This is a genomic window from Flavobacterium hydrophilum, assembly GCF_003202405.1.
GTDB classification, from domain to species: Bacteria; Bacteroidota; Bacteroidia; order Flavobacteriales; family Flavobacteriaceae; genus Flavobacterium; species Flavobacterium hydrophilum.
This window is the reverse complement of sequence record NZ_QJHL01000005.1, coordinates 1-16886: the sequence shown is the minus strand read 5'-3', so window position 1 is coordinate 16886 and position 16886 is coordinate 1. Positions and strand designations below refer to the sequence as shown.

15 protein-coding genes and 1 pseudogene are annotated in these 16886 nt (G+C 33.0%); 9 read left to right on the top strand and 7 right to left on the bottom strand.

The window, feature by feature from the left end:
* Positions 1 to 114 precede the first annotated feature (114 nt).
* From DMB68_RS18225 to DMB68_RS18215, 3 genes are read right to left on the bottom strand one after another with little or no spacing between them, the layout of a single operon-like run.
* Positions 115 to 948, bottom strand: a complete 834-nt coding sequence (locus DMB68_RS18225) for an OmpA/MotB family protein (protein WP_110348072.1) — start codon at positions 946 to 948, stop codon at positions 115 to 117.
* Between the two features lie 34 nt (positions 949 to 982).
* Positions 983 to 2002 (bottom strand): glycosyltransferase family 2 protein, encoded by a 1020-nt coding sequence (locus DMB68_RS18220; RefSeq protein WP_110348071.1) that lies wholly within the window; start codon positions 2000 to 2002, stop codon positions 983 to 985.
* Positions 2003 to 2021: 19 nt separating this feature from the next.
* On the bottom strand, positions 2022 to 2474 hold the full coding sequence (locus DMB68_RS18215) for a type I restriction enzyme HsdR N-terminal domain-containing protein (protein ID WP_110348070.1): 453 nt from the start codon (positions 2472 to 2474) through the stop codon (positions 2022 to 2024).
* A 94-nt stretch (positions 2475 to 2568) separates the two neighbouring features.
* Between DMB68_RS18215 and holA the strand changes: the two genes are divergently transcribed.
* The 3 genes from holA to ettA all read left to right on the top strand — a co-directional run bounded on the left by holA (position 2569) and on the right by ettA (position 5592).
* Positions 2569 to 3573 carry a DNA polymerase III subunit delta gene (holA, locus tag DMB68_RS18210; protein WP_110348069.1) on the top strand — a complete coding sequence of 335 codons (1005 nt, stop codon included), beginning with the start codon at positions 2569 to 2571 and terminating at the stop codon, positions 3571 to 3573.
* A 70-nt stretch (positions 3574 to 3643) separates the two neighbouring features.
* On the top strand, positions 3644 to 3820 hold the full coding sequence (locus tag DMB68_RS18205; protein ID WP_110348390.1) for a CAL67264 family membrane protein: 177 nt from the start codon (positions 3644 to 3646) through the stop codon (positions 3818 to 3820).
* An 80-nt stretch (positions 3821 to 3900) separates the two neighbouring features.
* Positions 3901 to 5592 (top strand): energy-dependent translational throttle protein EttA, encoded by a 1692-nt coding sequence (ettA, locus tag DMB68_RS18200; RefSeq protein WP_110348068.1) that lies wholly within the window; start codon positions 3901 to 3903, stop codon positions 5590 to 5592.
* A gap of 77 nt (positions 5593 to 5669) precedes the next feature.
* Here the strand turns inward: ettA and DMB68_RS18195 are convergent, their stop codons facing one another.
* From DMB68_RS18195 to DMB68_RS18185, 3 genes are all read right to left on the bottom strand, one after another.
* Positions 5670 to 6515: a hypothetical protein gene (locus tag DMB68_RS18195; RefSeq protein ID WP_110348067.1), complete on the bottom strand. Its 846-nt coding sequence runs from the start codon at positions 6513 to 6515 to the stop codon at positions 5670 to 5672.
* Between the two features lie 131 nt (positions 6516 to 6646).
* Positions 6647 to 7060 carry a thiol-disulfide oxidoreductase DCC family protein gene (locus DMB68_RS18190; protein WP_110348066.1) on the bottom strand — a complete coding sequence of 138 codons (414 nt, stop codon included), beginning with the start codon at positions 7058 to 7060 and terminating at the stop codon, positions 6647 to 6649.
* A gap of 37 nt (positions 7061 to 7097) precedes the next feature.
* Complete coding sequence (locus DMB68_RS18185; RefSeq protein WP_110348065.1) at positions 7098 to 9263, bottom strand: endonuclease MutS2; 2166 nt, start codon at positions 9261 to 9263, stop codon at positions 7098 to 7100.
* 133 nt (positions 9264 to 9396) lie between these two features.
* On the opposite strand from DMB68_RS18185, the gene DMB68_RS18180 reads away from it, so the two are divergent.
* The 4 genes from DMB68_RS18180 (at position 9397) to DMB68_RS18165 (ending at position 12542) form a co-directional block, all read left to right on the top strand.
* On the top strand, positions 9397 to 10062 hold the full coding sequence (locus tag DMB68_RS18180; protein WP_110348064.1) for a uracil-DNA glycosylase: 666 nt from the start codon (positions 9397 to 9399) through the stop codon (positions 10060 to 10062).
* 104 nt (positions 10063 to 10166) lie between these two features.
* A complete protein-coding gene (locus tag DMB68_RS18175; RefSeq protein WP_110348063.1) occupies positions 10167 to 11345 on the top strand; it encodes an AIR synthase related protein in 1179 nt (392 codons plus the stop codon).
* A gap of 206 nt (positions 11346 to 11551) precedes the next feature.
* Positions 11552 to 11908: a hypothetical protein gene (locus DMB68_RS18170; RefSeq protein WP_110348062.1), complete on the top strand. Its 357-nt coding sequence runs from the start codon at positions 11552 to 11554 to the stop codon at positions 11906 to 11908.
* Positions 11909 to 11939: 31 nt separating this feature from the next.
* On the top strand, positions 11940 to 12542 hold the full coding sequence (locus DMB68_RS18165) for a GNAT family N-acetyltransferase (RefSeq protein ID WP_110348061.1): 603 nt from the start codon (positions 11940 to 11942) through the stop codon (positions 12540 to 12542).
* A 154-nt stretch (positions 12543 to 12696) separates the two neighbouring features.
* Here the strand turns inward: DMB68_RS18165 and DMB68_RS18160 are convergent, their stop codons facing one another.
* Positions 12697 to 13320, bottom strand: coding sequence for a M949_RS01915 family surface polysaccharide biosynthesis protein (locus DMB68_RS18160; protein ID WP_110348060.1), 624 nt, complete (start codon positions 13318 to 13320; stop codon positions 12697 to 12699).
* A 162-nt stretch (positions 13321 to 13482) separates the two neighbouring features.
* Here DMB68_RS18160 and DMB68_RS18155 point away from each other — a divergent pair.
* Positions 13483 to 15821, top strand: a pseudogene (locus tag DMB68_RS18155) (GH92 family glycosyl hydrolase).
* Positions 15822 to 15891: 70 nt separating this feature from the next.
* Positions 15892 to 16335: a hypothetical protein gene (locus DMB68_RS18150; protein WP_110348059.1), complete on the top strand. Its 444-nt coding sequence runs from the start codon at positions 15892 to 15894 to the stop codon at positions 16333 to 16335.
* Positions 16336 to 16886: the final 551 nt, after the last annotated feature.

Below are 16886 nucleotides of genomic sequence, written 5' to 3'. Positions count from 1 at the left end.
AACTTTAGGATTAGTTAAATTTAGTTAGTTAATTGAAAATAGTTTATCCTTGCAGGGTACTAAAAAAGCAGGTCATTGACCTGCTTTTTCTGTATAATCCTGTATGAACTATAATTATTTTGCCTGTTTTTTCATCTCTTTTTCAATCATATCATAGAACTGATCGATTTTTGGCATAACAACAATACGTGTTCTTCTGTTTTTTCCTTTGTTTTCAGGAGTATCGTTCGCTACTAACGGAACATAAGAACTTCTACCTGCAGCAATTAATTTAGCTGGATTAACTCCTAAATCATTTGTTAATACTCTAACAATTGAAGTAGAACGTTTTACACTTAAATCCCAGTTGTCAAGTAAAACCCCATTGCTTTTGTATGGAACATTATCAGTATGACCTTCAACCATACACTCAAAATCAGGTTTGTCATTTACTACTTTTGCAACTTTAGCTAAAACAGTTTTAGCTTTGTCAGTTACATCATAACTTCCGCTTTTAAATAACAATTTATCAGCGATAGAAATAAATACAACTCCTTTTTCTACATTGATTTCGATATCCGGATCAGAGATTCCTACAGCACCTTTTAAACTTGTAACTAATGCTAAAGTTACACTGTCTTTTTTAGTAAGAGCATCCTGAAGTCTGGATATTTTAAGATCTTTTTCTTTTAGGCTTTCTAAAGATTTTTCAAGGTTTTCAGCACCTTTTGTTGTCAATACAGTTAAATCTTTTGAAGAACTGATCAAATCTTGATTGTGCTCTTTATAGCTTTGAGCTGTAGCAGCTAAACCAGCTTTTTCTTCCAGACAGGTATTCAATTTTACAGTACAAGAATTTAATAAATCCTGAACCTCTTTGTTCTTAGCTTCCAATTCTGCATATTTCTTTTTTGAAACACACGACGTTAAAGCCATTAATACTGATAGTGCGATTACTATTTTTCTCATAGATGTTAAATTTAATTAGACGTTATTTACAAATTTAGTTTTTAATATTTTGATTAATGTTAAAGATTTCTTTAAAAAAAATCAATTTCTTTATATAATATATGAAAACGACACTTTTTAGAGTGTAGTATTTTTGCATTTGAAAATCTTTTCTCTTTTTCAGGTAAATGAATGAAACACAATAAAATGAAAAATGGGCATGTAAAATAGCAAGTGTGTGTTTAAATTTTCCTTGTGTTAAAAATCTTACTCCTGCAATTCCATCAAGAACCATTCTGAAGAAAATAATAAAAAATAATCCTTTTTTCGGAAGATTTTTAACCATCATCAATAATGAATTTCTAAAATTCAAGTAAGTTTTTTTAGGATTTCCATGCTGAAGAGTAGCGCCTCCAACATGATAAACAACAGATTGAGAATTATATTTAATAGTATGTCCTTCGTTTAAAGCACGCCAGCATAAATCAATCTCTTCCTGATGTGCAAAAAAAGATTCATCAAATCCTTCTAATTCATCATAAACTTGTTTTCTTATAAAAAAACAAGCGCCTGATGCCCAGAATATTTCGCAATTATCATCATATTGACCTTTGTCTTTTTCTATAGTGTCAAAAATTCGGCCTCTACAAAACGGATATCCATATTTATCAATAAATCCTCCGGCGGCTCCGGCATATTCAAAATATTCTTTGTTTTTAAAATCAAGTATTTTAGGCTGAATAATAGCGGTGTTTTTTTCGTTATGAAAGGTTTCTATAATAGGATTTAACCAATTTTCAGTTACTTCAATATCTGAATTAATTAAAGCATAAATCTCGGCATCGACAGCTTTTAATGCATCATTGTAGCCTTTGGCAAAACCATGATTTCCAGAGTTTTTTATAATTTTTACAGAAGGAAAATTATCCTGTACAAATTGAATTGAATTATCTGTAGAAGCATTATCTGCTACATATACAACAGCATCTTGAGAAAATTGAATTACTGATGGCAAAAATTGTTCTAATAATTTTATTCCATTCCAATTTAAAATAACAACTGCAATTTTATTCAAAAGTAATCTTTTTTATAATTTAATAAATCTCCTTGTAATCTGGCAGCGATTTTAAAAACTCATATTTTTCGTTTTCAAAATCCATCTGACAGTAATAATGATTCAGACCGTTTGTGACTTTCAAAAACCGTGCCTGCATTGTCATATTATAACGGGCAATCTGATCAAAAGTTGCCTGAGATATCTTTACTTCGGGTGCTTTGCATTCTACCAATATATGTATAGTACCATCCGAATTAAAAACCACGACATCGTACCTTTTTTTTAATCCGTTGATAGTTAAAACTTTCTCGACGTTTATGAGTGATTTTGGATATTTTTTTTCATTCATTAAATAATGAACAACATGCTGACGAACCCATTCTTCCGGGGTAAGAATTATAAATTTTTTTCTGATTTCATCAAAAATAGACACTTTATTTTCGTTATTTTTGAATCGAAAATTATAGATTGGAAAGTTTAATCGCTGCATAACGCAAAAATAATTAAAATAGTTTCAGGTTTCAAGTTTAAAGTTTCAAGTTATTGAAACAAACGTAAAACCTGAAACTTGAACATACATTTGAATGGACGAAGTTGTAAAAATTGTTAATGATATAAAAGCGGGAAATATAAAGCCAATTTATTTTTTAATGGGTGAAGAACCTTATTATATTGATAAATTGTCGGAATATATTGAGCAGAATATCCTTGCTGAAGAAGAAAAAGGGTTTAACCAAACGGTATTATATGGCAGAGATGTTTCTGTAGAAGATATAGTTTCTACAGCAAAGCGCTATCCAATGATGGCAGACCGTCAGGTGGTTATCGTAAAAGAAGCTCAGGATTTATCAAGAACAATTGATAAAATTGAATCCTATGTCAATAATCCAATGGAAACAACGGTTTTGGTTTTTTGTTATAAATATAAAACGCTGGACAAACGTAAAAAAGTGACTAAATTATTAGCACAAAACGGAATCGTTTATGAAAGCAAAAAGTTATACGAAAATCAGGTTGGCGATTGGATAAAACGTGTTTTGGCCGGAAAAAAATATACAATTGATCCCAAAGCGAATGCAATGTTAGTAGAGTTTTTAGGGACAGATTTGAGTAAAATCAATAATGAACTTGAAAAACTGCAAATTATTTTACCGCAAGGAACCATGATTACGGCTGAACATATTGAAGAAAATATTGGTTTCAGTAAAGACTATAATGTTTTTGAACTTCGAAAAGCAATTGGTGAACGTAACCAGCTCAAAGCGTATAAAATTGCAGAGAATTTTGCTCATAATCCTAAAGAATATCCGTTAGTAATGACAACCGGATTAGTTTTTGGTTTTTTTATACAACTTTTAAAATACCATGGACTAAAAGATAAAAACCCTAAAAATGTAGCTGCAGCAATTGGTGTAAATCCTTATTTTTTGAAAGAATATGATTTAGCAGTCAAGAACTATCCAATGAGAAAAGTAAGCCAGATTGTGGGAGCTTTAAGAGATATTGATGTAAAAAGTAAAGGTGTTGGTGCTAATGCTTTGCCTCAATCTGATTTGCTAAAAGAAATGCTGTATAAAATTTTTAATTAAGCCGTGAAAATTCACGATATTTGCATTTCTAAAAATAATACCACTTTAAATTAATTACACAATTATGGGAATGAATAAAAATACCGTTTTAGGATGGGCTACTTTTATAATGGTAATCATGGGATTGTTACTAATAGGTCTTGGTGCTTTCAGATACAGTGAAATATCAGGCTGGGGATTTGCAGCAACAGGAGTAGGATTTTTAGCCAATGCCTGGGTATTTAATGCTTTAAAAGGTAGAGTGTAACAAAATTGTATATAATTGCAAAAATCAATCGCAATATTTAATCAATAAAAAATAATTAATTAAAATAAAAAATAAAACAAATGTCAGACGATAAAAAGGTCATATTCTCAATGCAAAAATTGAGTAAAACCTATCAGGGAGCAGATAAACCGGTTCTTAAGAATATTTACCTTAGTTTCTTTTACGGAGCTAAAATTGGTATTTTGGGGCTTAACGGTTCAGGAAAATCTTCTCTTTTAAAGATTATTGCAGGAGTTGATAAAAACTATCAGGGAGATGTGGTTTTTCAACCGGGTTACACTGTTGGATATTTAGAGCAGGAACCAATTTTGGATGATTCTAAAACAGTTTTAGAAATTGTTCAGGAAGGAGCCGCTGAAACAATGGCTGTTCTTAAAGAATATAATGATATCAATGATTTGTTTGGTCTTGAAGAAAATTATTCAGATCCAGATAAAATGGACAAACTAATGGATCGTCAGGCAGTTTTACAAGACAAAATTGATGCTCTTGGTGCCTGGGAAATCGATACCAAATTAGAAATCGCAATGGATGCTTTGCGTACGCCGGAAGGAGATACGCCAATAAAAAATCTTTCAGGAGGTGAGCGTCGTCGTGTAGCTTTATGTCGTTTGTTATTGCAACAACCGGATGTTTTGCTTCTGGATGAGCCAACCAACCACCTTGATGCTGAATCAGTTTTATGGCTAGAGCAGCATTTAGCACAATATGCCGGAACTGTAATTGCCGTAACGCACGACCGTTATTTCCTGGATAATGTTGCGGGTTGGATTCTTGAATTGGATAGAGGCGAAGGTATTCCATGGAAAGGAAACTATTCTTCTTGGTTAGATCAAAAATCAAACCGTATGGCTCAGGAAGAAAAAGTAGCTTCTAAACGAAGAAAAACTTTGGAGCGTGAGCTTGACTGGGTTCGTCAGGGAGCAAAAGGTCGTCAGACCAAACAAAAAGCACGTTTACAGAATTACGATAAATTATTGAACGAAGATCAAAAACAACTGGATGAAAATCTGGAAATCTATATCCCAAATGGTCCACGTTTAGGAACAAATGTTATTGAAGCTAAAAATGTAGCAAAAGCTTTTGGTGAAAAATTATTATACGATAATTTGAACTTTACTTTGCCACAAGCGGGAATCGTTGGAATTATCGGACCAAATGGTGCTGGTAAATCTACCATTTTCAAAATGATCATGGGAGAACAGGCTACTGACAGTGGAGAATTTTCTGTTGGAGAAACAGTGAAAATCGCTTATGTAGATCAGTCCCACTCTAATATTGATCCGAATAAATCTATCTGGGAAAACTTCGCAGATGGTCAGGAATTGATTATGATGGGAGGAAAACAGGTGAATTCCAGAGCATATTTATCTCGTTTCAACTTTGGAGGAGGCGAGCAAAACAAAAAAGTTTCAATGCTTTCTGGTGGAGAACGTAACCGTTTGCACTTAGCAATGACTTTAAAAGAAGAAGGAAACGTATTGTTACTGGATGAGCCAACGAACGACCTTGACGTAAACACCCTTCGTGCACTTGAAGAAGGTTTAGAGAATTTTGCAGGTTGTGCTGTAATTATTTCGCACGACAGATGGTTCTTAGACAGAATCTGTACGCACATTCTGGCTTTTGAAGGAGATTCTGAAGTTTATTTCTTCGAAGGAAGTTTCTCTGATTATGAAGAAAACAAGAAGAAACGTCTTGGTGGTGATTTAACTCCAAAACGTTTGAAATATAGAAAATTGATTAGGTAAATCTTGTTGATATTTTAATAGATAAAGGATGCTAAAAATTTAGCATCCTTTTTTTTGTCCATTATTAGTGAAAATAGTTATTCAAATTTTTTATAAGAAATGGTATGAACAGATTTAAGATTCTTATCTCCGGTATGGTATTCTTTTATGACATTTTTATTCTTGTCGTATTCGTATTTTGTTTTATAAAGATTAGGATAATTATTAGATAAAATTTTAAAACTACTTTCGATTAAATTATTATTTCTGTCATATTTGTAAAAATTAATAATGTCTTTTTTTTCGTTTACTAATCTGTAATTACTCACTAAATTTCCAAGATTATCATATTGATAGGCTGTCTCAGAAAATAACTTCTCATTTGGGAGATATGTTTTTGTTTTAATTAAATTATTATTAGAATAAAAATATTCTTCTGTAATAGAAAAATCTGTTTTATTCTGCCATTTTGTTTGGAGCGTCTTTTTTAAATTAGTGCTGTAGTAGTCTATTTTTTGATAAATTGTATCTCCATCTTTATTAATGAATTGTATATCGATGTTGTTTCCATTTTTATCATAAGAATAGTTTCGGATGTCTAAAAAAACCAGCTTATTTTTATCTTTGCTAAGTATATGTGATTTCACTACTTTTTCTCCTTCATATTCATACACAACGTGGTTTATGGTATCTTGTTTTGAAGAGAATACCGTTTTGGTAAGCAACTCACCATTCTTATTAAATGTTTTATGAGACTTCAGGATACTGTCTTTGCTCCTCAATTGATGAGTGTACTCAAAGCTTTCGCTAATGTTATTTTTACTTCTAATTTTTCTTTCTTTTTCTAAAGTAAGAGGATCAATTTCTTTAGTATTCGTTAACTGAGCTAACAAATCGGTACTTGCAAATAAAAGGATTAGTGGAATTAATTTTGATATTTTCATCTGATTGGTTTAGTTCAGAAATGTACAAATTAAATTTAAGTAAGAAAATCATTTGTAAATTATATTTTCAGGTATAATTTATTTTATCAGTTTGTTTCTTTACAGCGTTCGTTTCCAATTAGTAAATTAGTTCACAAAAACTTAGCTTTCAATTCAGGTGTCGGAATCATACAGCTTTCTTTTTTGCCATACCATTTATACCTGTTCTTGGCAATATAATCGTAAATATAATTTCGAAGTTTCTCCGGAAGAATTTTAAAAATGGATATCAAACTGTAAACCCCGCCTAATTCTTCAGCAATTTCAATAACAGCTGAAGATTTGTAGTAGTAAGCAACACCGGGATTGTACAAAATAATGCTATCAATTTTTGTTCTGTCTACACCAATATAATTACAAATCCCAATCCCTAATTCTGATTGGAGAGCTACGAATCTAAACATATCTTTTTTATCATGTTTAATGATAAACTGAAGGGAACTGTCGCATAAATTGCAAACTCCGTCAAAGAGAATTATTTTTTTATTTACTGGAAGATTTAGCATTTGCTATAAGTTTTCTGATTTCAGGTCTTTATATTGGTTATTTCTTCGCAGCTTCAACCAACTCCAATTCATCCAGACTCACTTTCGAAGTAAAAATCCCGTAATTAACTGTTGCTTTGTTTTTTTCGATAGAGTCGATACTTCCCACAGATTTTCCGTCGAGCATTCTAACGCGATCCCCAACTTTCAAAATTGGTTTTGGTTTTTCTACAACTGGTTTTAGTTTCTTTTCTTTTTTCTCTTTTCGGATTTCTTCAACTTGTACAGCAACTTCAGCAACAACTTCTTTTTTCTTTTCGATTATGGCTTTGGCTTCTTTAGGGGTTGCTTTTTTACGTTTTGAATTTTCAATTTCTATGATTTTCAAAAATTCTCCAATAAGCTCTTTTTTGTTTTTATTGTTGAAATATTTCTCTGAAATATCTTCAATTTTCTGGCCAATGTAAATCGTCTTTTGGTTGCTGTCATACAATTCCTGATAGCTTTCCAGTTTCTGTTTGATTTTTACATTGATGTTTTCCATTTTTTTGCTTTCTTCACGCGCTCTGGTTTCTTCCTCTTTTAAATTCAGAGAAGTTTTTTCCAGTTTCGATCTTTCTTTTTGAAGGGTAGCAATAGTTTTATCAAAACGAACTTTTCCAACTTCAATTTTCTTTTTCGCACGATTAATCAGTCCAAACGGAATTCCATTTTTCAACGCAACTTCAAAAGTAAACGAACTTCCGGCCTGACCTAAAGCCAGTTTGTACATCGGTTCGAGTGATTTTTCATCAAACATCATATTGGCATTCGTTGCATATGGTAATTCGTTAGCCAAAATCTTTAAATTGGAGTAATGCGTAGTGATAATTCCGAACGCTTCACGATGATAAAATTCTTCAAGGAAAATTTCTGCCAGAGCACCACCCAGTTCAGGATCTGAACCTGTACCAAACTCGTCAATCAAAAACATGGTCTTATGATTACATTTCTTCAAGAAATAATTCATGTTTTTTAATCGGTAGCTGTAAGTACTTAAATGATTTTCAATGGACTGATTATCTCCAATATCAGTTAAGATTCTGTCAAACAAAAAAGTTTCACTTCGCTCATGAACCGGAATTAACATTCCGGATTGCAGCATTAATTGCAATAAACCAACAGTTTTAAGCGAAATGGTTTTTCCTCCCGCGTTTGGTCCGGAAATCACAATTATTCGGTTATCTTGTTTTAATTCAATGGTCTGCGGATGCGTAACTTCTTGTTTTTGTTTGTTGTTCAGATACAAAATAGGATGATACGCTTCTCTAAAGAACAATCTTCTTTCTTCAGTAATTGTTGGAAGTATTCCATTAATTCTGTTAGCATATTTTGCTTTTCCGGCAACGACATCAATATCACTTAAAAAGTCCTGATATTCAATCAACAAAGGAAGGAATGGACGAATTACATTTGATAAATTCTTTAAAATTCGGGTAATTTCTTCTTTCTCTTCGTATTCTAAATTGGCTAATTCACGAGAATATTTCAGTGTAGCTTCAGGTTCGATATAAGCAATACTTCCGGTTTTAGAGCTTCCTAAAATAGAACCTTTTACTTTACGGCGATACATGGCTAAAACTGCCAAAACCCGACGATTTTGCACAAAGCTTTCTTTAATATCATCCAGATAACCTAAACCATTGTACTGGGTTAATGCAACACCAAAACTTTGGTTTACTTTACCGCGAACCAAATTCATGTTTTGGCGAATACTTAATAAAGCAGGAGAAGCATTGTCTTTTATTTCTCCGTATTTATCTACAATTGCGTCAATCGAAGTTATGATATCTTTGGTCAGTTCAACACGTGATGCCCTTGCATTTAGGTTTGGATAATAGTCATCAAACTTGCGTAAGAAATTCAATAAGACATTTGTCGTTGCAGAAAGATTGGCAATTTTCCTGAAACTTCCCACTTCAAGAAAGCTGTCTTCAATGGCCAAAAACTTAATCTCATGCGTGATGGCGTCAAATCCGTGATTCGGAATGGCGTTGTTATTTTCAAAAGATGAAACATATTCAGATGTCTGCATCAAGGCCTGCATCAAAGTTTCTTTATCTCTAAATGGTGTTATTTCTAAAGCTTTTTCTTTTCCTATGTCTGTATTACAACCGGCTGAGATGGTTTCGAGTACTGTTGGAAATTGTAAGTCTTGTAATGTTTTTTCGGTAATACTAATCATTTAATTTCTTTAAGAAAGTGAAGACAAAAATACAAAAATAGTAGCAATGAATGTTGTAAAGTTTATAGGTGTTATTTTATTCGCTTCAGATATGATTTCAATAAAAAAATCCTGAAATTCGCATAAAAAAACTATGGACGTTAAAATGCATGATTCATGGAAGCCCGTTTTGAATGAAGAATTTGAAAAACCATATTTCACCGAATTGATTTCTTTCGTAAAATCTGAATACACGACGAAAGTCTGTTATCCAAAAGGAAGCCAGATTTTTTCAGCTTTTGATCATTGCCATTTTGATCAGGTAAAAGTGGTGATTATAGGTCAGGATCCTTATCACGGTCCTAATCAGGCGAATGGTTTGTGTTTTTCTGTCAATGACGGGATTCCTTTTCCTCCATCCCTGTATAATATATTCAAAGAGATTGAAACGGATTTAGGTAAACCGCTTCCTAAAACAGGAAATTTAGAACGTTGGGCAGATCAGGGTGTTTTTCTTTTAAATGCGACGTTGACAGTTCGACAATCTGAAGCCGGCAGCCACCAGGGAAAGGGGTGGGAAAAATTCACTGATGCCGTTATCAAACAAATTTCTGCTGAAAAAGAAAATGTTATTTTCCTGCTTTGGGGAGGTTTTGCACAAAAAAAAGCGGCTTTGATTGATGCTTCAAAACATCATATTTTAAAATCAGGACATCCTTCGCCTTTAAGTGCAAACAGAGGATTTTGGTTTGGAAACAAACATTTTAGCCAGACCAATACTTTCCTGAAAGCAAAGGGATTAAAAGAAATTGAATGGTAATATTTTATGCCTGATTGGTTTTTTTTGTGAATCAAACTTACGAATCATCAAAGAATTAAAAAAAGGGATTATCTTTGCACCACATTCAACACAAACTAAGTTTCATGAGTTCAGATTCTAGCAAAAGGTACGCACAAAGAGGTGTTTCGGCATCAAAAGAAGACGTACACAACGCCATAAAAAATATTGATAAAGGTTTATTTCCGCAGGCATTCTGTAAAATTGTCCCTGATTATTTAACGCAGGACGAAGAATACTGCCTGATTATGCATGCTGACGGAGCCGGTACAAAATCGTCTTTGGCTTATATGTATTGGAAAGAAACCGGAGATATTTCAGTCTGGAAAGGAATTGCGCAGGATGCTTTAATTATGAATATTGATGATTTGTTATGTGTTGGAGCAACCGATAATATTCTGCTTTCTTCCACTATTGGAAGAAACAAAAATTTAATTCCTGCCGAAGTTATCTCTGCAATCATTAACGGAACAGAAGAATTAATCAACGAATTAAAATCTTTCGGAGTAACCATTCATTCAACAGGAGGAGAAACTGCTGATGTTGGAGATGTGGTTCGTACTATTATTGTAGATTCAACCGTTACAGCCCGTATGAAACGCTCCAATGTCGTAGACAATGCAAATATTCAGGCTGGAGACGTAATCGTTGGTTTGGCTTCTTTTGGTCAGGCAACTTACGAAAAAAGCTATAATGGCGGAATGGGGAGCAACGGATTAACATCTGCACGTCACGATGTTTTCGGGAAATATTTAGCTAAAAAATATCCTGAAAGTTTTGATGCCCTTGTTCCTGAAGAATTGATTTATTCAGGTCAGGTTAATTTGACTGATGCTGTAGAAAACAGTCCAATAAACGCAGGTCAGTTGGTGCTTTCGCCAACCAGAACGTATGCGCCAATTATCAAGAAAATTTTAGATAACTATACACCAAACGAAATTCACGGAATGGTGCATTGCAGTGGAGGAGCACAGACTAAAATTTTACATTTCGTTCAAAATTTACATATTATAAAAGACAATTTATTTCCGGTTCCGCCATTGTTCAAACTGATTCAGGAACAATCAAAAACCGACTGGAAAGAAATGTATCAGGTTTTCAACTGCGGTCACCGTATGGAAATTTACGTTCCTGAAAATATTGCTCAGGATATTATCCAGATTTCAAAATCATTCAATGTCGATGCACAAATCGTAGGAAGGGTAGAAGCTGCTGATGCTAAAAAACTGACTATCAATAGCAAATACGGAACTTTCGAGTATTAAAATATATAACTATTAGCTTTTTTAGGAGCTAATCCCGCTATTCGTTACAATCTTTTGCTTTTTAAAGAAAAAAGCAAAAGGATTTTTACTTCTATCGGGGCTAAAATTATAGTTACATAAGAATTACAGTGGTTATCCATAATTTTCAAGATCTGAATTTTTTAATCTTTCAATGTTTTAATCTTTTAATCTTTTAATTTAAAGATATGTATGAACTGCTTTTTTGGAGATATTTAGACGAAATTTACCTGAACAATCAGGAAGTTTATGAAGCTTTACTTGAAAAGAAGGAAGTTGAAGGTCTTGAAATTATTCCCATACAGATAATCCTTAACCGAATTAGTTCTGTTTTCTCAGAATGGGAAAAAGTGGATGAAAACAGCTGGCAAAATAATACAGGAAAAGGTGCTTTTCAAATTATCACCACACCACAAAGCATTAAAATAGACTGCTACGGAACCGAAGGTAAAACAATGAACAAACTGGTAGATTTATTAGAAGAGTTCAAATGTCCTTTATATGATCCACAAGTTCCGGAACGCTATGACGAAATGAGCGAGTAACTTTTCTCTTCCATAATTTTAAAATTCCTTCATGACATCAGCGTTCGATTTCACAGATAATATTGTTTTAGAAGATGATTTTGTTTTATTGCGTTCCCTGCAGGGGTCAGACGTTGAAAATTTATTAGAAATATCTCTCAACGAGCCCGAAACATGGAAATATTCTTTAGTAGGCGCTGACGGAAAAGAAAATCTCATCAATTATATTCAGTCTGCTGTAAAAGCAAGAGAAGCCAAAAAAGAATTTCCTTTTATAGTTTTCGATAAAAAATCTCAAAAATACGCAGGTTCAACCCGCTTTTACGATATAAACTTAGATTTTAAAACTCTCCAATTAGGATATACCTGGTACGGTTCTGCATTTAGGGGAACCGGACTTAATAAACATTGTAAATTTTTATTGCTTCAATTTGCATTTGAAACTCTCGGATTGGAACGCGTAGAATTCCGCGCTGATAATAATAACGAGCGAAGTATTGCTGCAATGAAAAGTATTGGCTGTAAAGTAGAAGGTGTTTTACGTAGCCACATGCCAACCACTGATAGCAATGTACGTCGGGATTCCATAGTTCTGAGTATCTTAAAAAACGAATGGTTTGGCGAAGTCAAAGAAAATTTAAAACGAAAGCTTTAGAATTAAAAGAGCCATCGGCTCGATAAATTTTGTAGGTCCGGATTTCAATTCAGTTTATGAGGTAAGATATATAAACCTAATATTAAAAATTTCGACAGAAATTGAAATTGATTTTTGATATTGACATTGATATTGATTTTTGACATTTGAAAAGTTATCCATCTTTTAGCAATAGGCCTTGATCCTGTCTTATTTTTTCAACCAATTTATCAATATAGATTTTTATTTTTTGAGGAAGCAGATTCCAATCAGCATCTTTTTTGAAACTTCTGCAATCATCTAAGACACATTCAACAGCCCGAATTACATATTTTTTGTTTTTATGAATAGTAATGATTTTTACACGTCTTATCTCGTTATCGTCATTTCTGGTACCATAAACAATTATTGGTTCAGCATATCCATCGCTATCAATATCTTTTGTACTGCAGTATTTTGTCCAGAACCAGATGTTGGTTTCTTTAGGTTCAGTATTTTCAAGTAAATCATTGATACTCCATTTTTCCTGAAAGCCAGCATGATCTTTTTTTCCGCAAATGGCCTGAATTTTTGTATTCAAACTGTCTTTTTTAGAAATGCTTTTTTGATTTTCGCATAAAACTACATTATAGATGCCGTCTTTATCTTGATATTCATACGCTTTATAGATAGGGAACTTCGAAATATTATTTAGTCCTCTCTGGGTTATTTGCTTCTTGTCTAATATAGAACTGTTGGTTTTTTGAGCAAAAGAAAGTATTGAATAAAAAAGGTATAGAAGTATAAAATAGTTTTTCATATAATGAGTAGCATTTTGTTTTTCAAAGATATTTAAAACCTTTTAACGTCATTTTTTATAAAGCATAATTTATTGTAATTTTCTAATCTGAAAATAATATTAAATCGTTTTAGTAATTAACTGATAATCTTGAAAGCATAAAAAATGATTAAAAAAATAATAATGAATAGTGTAAATTATCAAAGATTTCTTTTTGGACTGTCAATCTTGTTTGTTGGTTTTACGAATGAAATAAAGGCACAGAAAAAAATATTCGAAAAGCGAAACCTAATTCAATATGCTGACCCAATGATTGGAACTGCCAAAATGGGCCACACGTATCCGGGCGCAACAGTACCATTTGGGAGTGTGCAATTAAGCCCTGAAACGGATACAATCTCTTATAGCCTAAACGGAAAATACAACGGAGAAGTTTATAAGTATTGTGCAGGATATCAATATGAAGATAAAACAATCGTGGGTTTTAGTCACACACATTTTAGCGGAACAGGACATTCAGATTTAGGAGATTTTCTAATTATGCCCACGACTGGAAAATTACAATTGAATCCGGGAGTTGCGTCAAAACCATTATCTGGATATCGATCTGCATTTTCTCATGCAACAGAAAAAGCTGAGCCAGCTTATTATAGTGTGTTTTTGGAAGATCATAATATCAAAGCAGAACTCACTGCTACTACACGTGTTGGAGTGCATCAGTATACTTTTCCAAAATCTGACGAAGCTCATATTATTTTGGATTTGACTTCCGGTATTTACAATTATGACAAAAAAAATGTGTGGACATTTATTCGTGTTGAAAACGATACGTTAATTACCGGATATCGTCAGACAAATGGCTGGGCAAGAACCAGGACAGTTTATTTTGCTATGTCTTTCAGTAAATCAATCAAAAGCTATGGACAGGCTACACAGGAAAAAAGTTTTTACAGAGGATTTTGGGGAAGATTTGATCAAACAAAGAATTTTCCTGAAATGGCAGGTCAAAATCTGAAATTGTTTTTTGATTTTAATACAGAAGAAGGAGAAAAGATAAAAATTAAGATGGCACTTTCGCCGGTGAGTTCAGCAGGAGCATTAGAAAATATGAGAAAAGAAGTTCCGGGTTGGGATTTCGAAAAGGTGAAAAAACAGAGTCAGGAAGTATGGAACAACGAACTCAATAAAATTCAGATTGATGCCACTCAAAAAGAAGATTACGTGAATTTTTACACCGCGATGTATCACGCTTTCTTAGGTCCTACAGAATATATGGATCTTGACGGTAATTACAAAGGTCTGGATATGAATGTCCATAAGGCGGAGAATTTTAAAAACTATACCAGTTATTCTTTGTGGGACACATATCGGGCTTTGCATCCTTTGTTTAATATAGTACAAACCAGCCGAAACTCAGATATGATTAGTTCTATGCTGGTACATGCGGATCAAAGCGTACATAAAATGTTACCGATCTGGTCGCATTATGCTAATGAAAACTGGTGTATGATTGGGTATCATTCGGTTTCTGTAGTGGCTGATGCTATTGTAAAAGGTAATGCTAATTTTGATTCAGAAAAAGCAATTCAGGCTTGTGTGAATACTGCTAAAGTTCCATATTACGATGGTTTGGATTATTATATGAAAATGGGTTACGTTCCTGAAGATAAAAATGGTTCTTCAGTTTCTAAAACTTTAGAATATGCTTACGACGATTGGGCGATTGCTCAGGCAGCAAAGAAATTAGGTAAAACAGATATCTACAATGAATTTATAGAGAGATCAAAAAACTATAAAAATGTTTATGATGCCAAAACCGGTTTTATGCGCCCGAAATTAAATGATGGAACTTTCAAAAAGGAGTTTGATCCTCTGGACACGCATGGACAAGGTTTTATTGAAGGAAATTCATGGAATTACAGTTTGTACGTTCCGCAAGATCCAGCCGAAATGATTAAAATGATGGGTGGAAATGACAGATTTAATGTTAGGTTAGATTCCTTGTTCAACATGCACTTACCTGATAAGTATTTCGAAAATACAGAAGATATCACCAGAGAAGGAATTATTGGAAATTATGTTCACGGCAACGAACCATCACATCATGTGGTTTATCTATACAACTGGACAGATTCACCATGGAAAGCACAGGACAAAATCAGAATGATTCTGAAAAAATGTATCGAAATGGTGCCGATGGTTTAGGCGGAAACGATGATTTTGGACAAATGAGTGCCTGGTATATTTTTAGCAGTTTAGGATTTTATCCGGTTGCACCAGGGTCGGATGAATATGCGTTAGGAAGTCCCTTAGTAAAGAATGCTGTTTTAAATTTAGAAAATGGAAAAACATTTGAAGTACAAACCGTAAATCAATCGGATAAAAATGTGTTTGTAAGCAAAGTGATTTTAAATGGTAAAGAACTTTCAAAACCTTTCTTAAAACATTCTGATATTATAAATGGTGGTAAAATCACGTTCTATATGAGTAGTAAGCCTAATAAAAAGAATTATCAAAATTAATAATAACAAATATAGCGAAGTTTGAAAAAAACTTCACGAAATTTGCATCTGAAAAAATAAATAGACAGTTATGAAAATAAATCTAAAATCAGGAATTGATAAATTGCTTTTCGGGATGAAGCAAAATGATGTGACAGCAGTTTTAGGAAAACCTGATAAGAATTATAAGGACGAAGACGATAATGTGATTTTTGTGTACAATGCTCAAAAAATAAGGTTAACCTTTTATCAGGAAGAAGATTTAAAATTGGGATATGTAGTTGCTTCCAGTAATGACCTGGAAGTTTTTGGATTCAAACTGATAGGAAGAAAAATTACAGATGTAAAAAAAGATCTGGCAACTAAAGGAATTACAAAATACAATCAGGAAACATTTGATACTTTTGAAAACTATTTCAATGAAGACAATTGGTTTATTCTGCAAACCGAATTCGAAGAAGTGGTAAAATTCGAAATAGGTGCTACCATTAATGATAAAGACGAATTTGACTGGAAGTTTTCTGCTAAGAAATAAACCTTTAAAAAATGAAAAAACAAAACCGATAAGTTTCGAAGCTTGTCGGTTTTTTGTTTTTCTACTATATATAGGTCTCAAACCCGGCAGTTTTTTAAAAACCTGCCGGGTTTGTTTTTTCTATATATAATGTATTAAGTAAAAAAGTATACTATAATAGTAAAAGTTTGTTGTCCAGAGCGAAGTCGAATCTCTTTTAAGATTGGAATTTAATAAGGAGCTTGATCCCGCTATCCGCTACAATCTTTTGTACCGAACCCCGGTACAAAAGGATTTTCGCTACTATCGGGGCTAGGACATGTGTTTTCAGAAGAGGCTTGTGGAGAAAATAAAAGGAAAACTTGGCGCTACTGCGTCTTTGCGAGATTAAAAAAGGTATTTATAAAGTAGTTTTAAAGTTAATTTTTCCTCAAAAAAGAGATGTAAAAGACAAAAACTCCACAAAATCAAGATGGCAAAATGCCTGAAAACTACCAAAACAACACAAAAACAGAGAAAAAGCTTACAAGTGATCAAAAAAGTTTTGTTTGTAAAAAGGGTTTTATCAGAGA

Coding starts and splice junctions, on each gene's coding strand:
- DMB68_RS18195 (WP_110348067.1), bottom strand. CDS start 6,515: ATGAAAATATCAAAATTAATTCCACTAATCCTTTTATTTGCAAGTACC.
- DMB68_RS18180 (WP_110348064.1), top strand. CDS start 9,397: ATGGACGTTAAAATGCATGATTCATGGAAGCCCGTTTTGAATGAAGAA.
- DMB68_RS18165 (WP_110348061.1), top strand. CDS start 11,940: ATGACATCAGCGTTCGATTTCACAGATAATATTGTTTTAGAAGATGAT.
- ettA (WP_110348068.1), top strand. CDS start 3,901: ATGTCAGACGATAAAAAGGTCATATTCTCAATGCAAAAATTGAGTAAA.
- DMB68_RS18190 (WP_110348066.1), bottom strand. CDS start 7,060: ATGCTAAATCTTCCAGTAAATAAAAAAATAATTCTCTTTGACGGAGTT.
- DMB68_RS18185 (WP_110348065.1), bottom strand. CDS start 9,263: ATGATTAGTATTACCGAAAAAACATTACAAGACTTACAATTTCCAACA.
- DMB68_RS18170 (WP_110348062.1), top strand. CDS start 11,552: ATGTATGAACTGCTTTTTTGGAGATATTTAGACGAAATTTACCTGAAC.
- DMB68_RS18175 (WP_110348063.1), top strand. CDS start 10,167: ATGAGTTCAGATTCTAGCAAAAGGTACGCACAAAGAGGTGTTTCGGCA.
- DMB68_RS18205 (WP_110348390.1), top strand. CDS start 3,644: ATGAATAAAAATACCGTTTTAGGATGGGCTACTTTTATAATGGTAATC.
- holA (WP_110348069.1), top strand. CDS start 2,569: ATGGACGAAGTTGTAAAAATTGTTAATGATATAAAAGCGGGAAATATA.
- DMB68_RS18215 (WP_110348070.1), bottom strand. CDS start 2,474: ATGCAGCGATTAAACTTTCCAATCTATAATTTTCGATTCAAAAATAAC.
- DMB68_RS18225 (WP_110348072.1), bottom strand. CDS start 948: ATGAGAAAAATAGTAATCGCACTATCAGTATTAATGGCTTTAACGTCG.
- DMB68_RS18160 (WP_110348060.1), bottom strand. CDS start 13,320: ATGAAAAACTATTTTATACTTCTATACCTTTTTTATTCAATACTTTCT.
- DMB68_RS18150 (WP_110348059.1), top strand. CDS start 15,892: ATGAAAATAAATCTAAAATCAGGAATTGATAAATTGCTTTTCGGGATG.